The 3165-nt window shown below is 74.1% G+C and carries 4 protein-coding genes; 2 read left to right on the top strand and 2 right to left on the bottom strand.

The genetic code is table 11. From position 1 onward, the window contains the following. Nucleotides 1-317 (top strand): hypothetical protein (locus EF903_RS34500; protein ID WP_185902917.1); only part of this gene is annotated, 317 nt, incomplete at its 5' end. A gap of 49 nt (nucleotides 318-366) precedes the next feature. Here EF903_RS34500 and EF903_RS30860 read toward each other — a convergent pair. Both EF903_RS30860 and EF903_RS30855 read right to left on the bottom strand, forming a co-directional pair. Further along, a complete protein-coding gene (locus tag EF903_RS30860) occupies nucleotides 367-591 on the bottom strand; it encodes a hypothetical protein (protein WP_125548282.1) in 225 nt (74 codons plus the stop codon). An 84-nt stretch (nucleotides 592-675) separates the two neighbouring features. Further along, complete coding sequence (locus EF903_RS30855; protein ID WP_399422063.1) at nucleotides 676-1830, bottom strand: spore photoproduct lyase family protein; 1155 nt, start codon at nucleotides 1828-1830, stop codon at nucleotides 676-678. Between the two features lie 324 nt (nucleotides 1831-2154). On the opposite strand from EF903_RS30855, the gene EF903_RS30850 reads away from it, so the two are divergent. After that, nucleotides 2155-3078 carry an AraC family transcriptional regulator gene (locus tag EF903_RS30850; RefSeq protein ID WP_185902916.1) on the top strand — a complete coding sequence of 308 codons (924 nt, stop codon included), beginning with the start codon at nucleotides 2155-2157 and terminating at the stop codon, nucleotides 3076-3078. Nucleotides 3079-3165 lie beyond the last annotated feature (87 nt).

Here is a 3165-nt window from a genome sequence, read left to right as displayed (position 1 = left end):
GCCCCCGCATCCTCGTACCGCTCGCGGCCGCCGCACTCGGCGCCCTGATCGGCGCCGGGTCGGCAGCCGCAGCCGCAGCCCCGGCCGCCCCGCCGGCCGCCACCTGCTCGATCTCCGGCGTCTTCGAGAACGGCCGCGTCCACCTCTCCGGCGGCGGCTTCACGCCCGGGCCGGCGTACGTCTTCGGCTCGGCCGGCTTCGGCGGGACGGTGGAGATCGCCCAGAACGGCGGCTTCCAGATCATGAACGTCCCGAACGCCGAATACACCGTCCGCCAGGGCGGCGAAGTGACCCAGTGCAGCGGCTTCAAGGGCTGACCCGGCTGCGGGCCGACCCGCCCGCGGCCGGGCATCCCCGCGGGGCCGTTCAGGCCCAGGTGTCCGGGCCGCCCCCCGTCCAGACGATCATCGGGCTGTCCTGCTCGACCAGTGACTCCGGATCGTGCAAGCCCGCCCGGCGGGCGAACTCCACGACGTCGCGGAGGCCGTAGGCCGTTCCCAGCGGGGCATCCGTGCCATGGGTGTGCGCCGTGACCGGCCGGCCGCCCTTGGCGGTGACGGGGTGGACGGTGATGTGCGGAGTGTCCGGCATGCCCCCAGGCTCACCGCACCGGGGCACCTCCGCATCCCGGGGGCGGCGGAAGGCGTCAGAAGGCGTCAGAGCCATCAGAAGGCGTCAGAAGGCGTAGCGGACCCGCAGCCACGGCGCGTGCGCCGCGATCAGCCCCCGCAGCGACTCCACCGCCGAGGCCTTCTCCGCGTTGCGGTAGCGGACGTTCCATGCGCCGTTCTCCGACCGCTTCACCTGCTGGAGGTCCGGGCGCCACAGCAGCTCCTCGGCCTTCGGGTGCCAGCCGAGGTTGACCTCGTGCAGCTCGCGGTTGTGCGTCAGCATGATGACCTCGGCCGCCGCCTGCTCCTTCACCCGGCGCGGCAGTAGGTCGTCCATGGCGTCCAGCAGCTCGCCCCAGGCCTCCTCCCAGCCCGGCCGGACCACCACGGGCGACAGGTTGAAGTGCACCTCGTAGCCGGCGTCGAGGAAGTCGGCGGCCGCGGCGAGGCGGTCGGCGACCGGGCTGGTCCGCACGTCGAGGAGGCGGGAATCGTCCGCGGGCATCACGGAGAAGCGGATCCGGGTGCGGCCCTGCGGGTCGAGCCGCAGCAGGTCCGGATTGACGAACTTGGTCGCGAAGGACGCCTTCGCGGTCGGCCAGCCGCGGAAGGCGCGGACCAGGTCCGCGGTGTTGTCGCTGATCAGGTCATCGACCGAGCAGTCGCCGTTCTCCCCGACGTCGTACACCCACGCCCGGTCGTCGCACTGATTGGGTTCCGGCTTCCGACCCGCCCCCGCCACGTGCCGGCCGATGGCGTCCAGCACCCGTTCGACGTTGGTGAAGACGGTGATCGGGTTGGCGAACCCCTTGCGGCGCGGGACGTAGCAGTAGGCGCAGGCCATGGCGCAGCCGTTGGACAGCCCCGGCGCGATCCAGTCGGCCGACCTGCCGTTGGGCCGGATCCCGAAGGACTTCCGCTCGCCCAGGACGAGGGTCTGCCGCTTCACCTGCACCCACCGCTCGGCGTTCCCCTCGTTGCCGTGCAGGTGCGGGATGCGCCAGTGCGACTCCGCCTCGACGAGGCGCGCCCCGGGGAACCGTGCGATGACCTGCCGGCCCCGCCGGGAGGCGGCCGCCGCCGGCTCCGCGTGAATCTCGGTGACCCGCAGCATCCTGCGGGCCTGCGGGCCGTCCGCGTACGGCCGCTCGGCACCGGCACCGGCCTCCTCGCCGACGGGCCCGGCCGCCGCCGCCACGAGCTCGTCGATACCGAACAGCGCGTCCGCCTCGACGCCCCGCTGCCCCTGCCCGTCTCCTTGGCCGCGCCTCTGCCCGTGCCCGGATTGCCGTCGGCTGTCCACTTCACCCCAGTGTACGGACCGGACCCGGCTTCCCCACGCCGCCCGGGACATCCGCCGCCCGGTCCTCACGGTCGTGGCGGCATCCGTTTCGCGAAGACCCCGGGCCGCGGAGCGAACCCGGAGACGGGTCGCGCTTCGCCCATCGGACGGCGGGGCGTAGCGTCGGCAGTGGGGGAGCGAGCCGCGCGTGCGGCACTGGCACTGCAGTGGGGGTGAGCGGACGGGGCTGTCGTGGGATTGGTGTTCCGGAGTTCCGACCCGGCCGAGACGGAGGCCTACCTCTCCCGGCAGTACGCCGAGGTGACCGTCCACGCCTCGCCGGACGCCCGTACGGAGGTGGTCCGGCACACCGCGGACCGCTTCTCCGTCGAGGACCTGCGGATCGGCTGCGAGATGTCGTTCACCGCCGACCCGCTGAACGCCGTCTGCGTCGTCGTCCTCCACGCCGGCACCATCGCGGTCCGCGAAAGCGGACTGCCCGACGAGGTCTTCGGACCCGGCGAGGTGTTCCTGCACACCGCCGGGCACCGGTCCTACACGGGGGCCATCTCCGGCGCCCGCTACACCGCCGCCCTCCTCCACCCCGACCTGCTCGCCGACACCCTCCAGGCCTGCGACAAGACCGTCCGACGGCCCGTCCTGTTCACGGACCGGCGCCCCGCGACAGCCGGCGCCGGGCGCCAGCTCGCCGCCACCGTCGCGTTCCTCCGCGACAGCGTCCTCGCCCCGCCTCCGCGCCCCCGACCGCCGATCATCGACACGACCTGCGGCCAGCTGCTCGCCGCCGCCGTCCTGGCCGCGTTCCCGTACACCACGCCCGGGGCGCGCCCGGCCGCCGCGCCCGGCGACGCCACCCTCCGGCGGGCGATCGCGTTCATCGAGGCCAACGCCCACCTCGACATCACGCTGGCCGACATCGCCGCCTCGATCCCCGTCAGCCCGCGTGCCGTCCAGTACGCCTTCGCCCGCCACGCCGGCACCACCCCCCTCGCCTACCTGCGGGGCGTCCGACTCGCGCGGGTCCACGAGGAGCTGGCCTCGGCGATGCCGGGGCAGAGCACGGTCACCGAGACCGCGGCCCGGTGGGGCTTCGCCCATCCCGGCCGCTTCGCCGCCGCCTACCGCGACGTCATACGCGGCACCCTCCGCTTCGACACGGACTGAGGGCCGGATGAGCGGGGTCTGACGTCTCGGGGCCGGCGGCGTGCCGGGGGCGTCCCGTCAGCCCATTGTCCTTCCGGCGCGGCCCGG

Source organism: Streptomyces sp. WAC05292, assembly GCF_003949955.1.
GTDB lineage: Bacteria > Actinomycetota > Actinomycetes > Streptomycetales > Streptomycetaceae > Streptomyces > Streptomyces globosus.
Note: the sequence above shows the minus strand (reverse complement) of the source record. Positions and strands in the feature narration are given on the sequence as shown.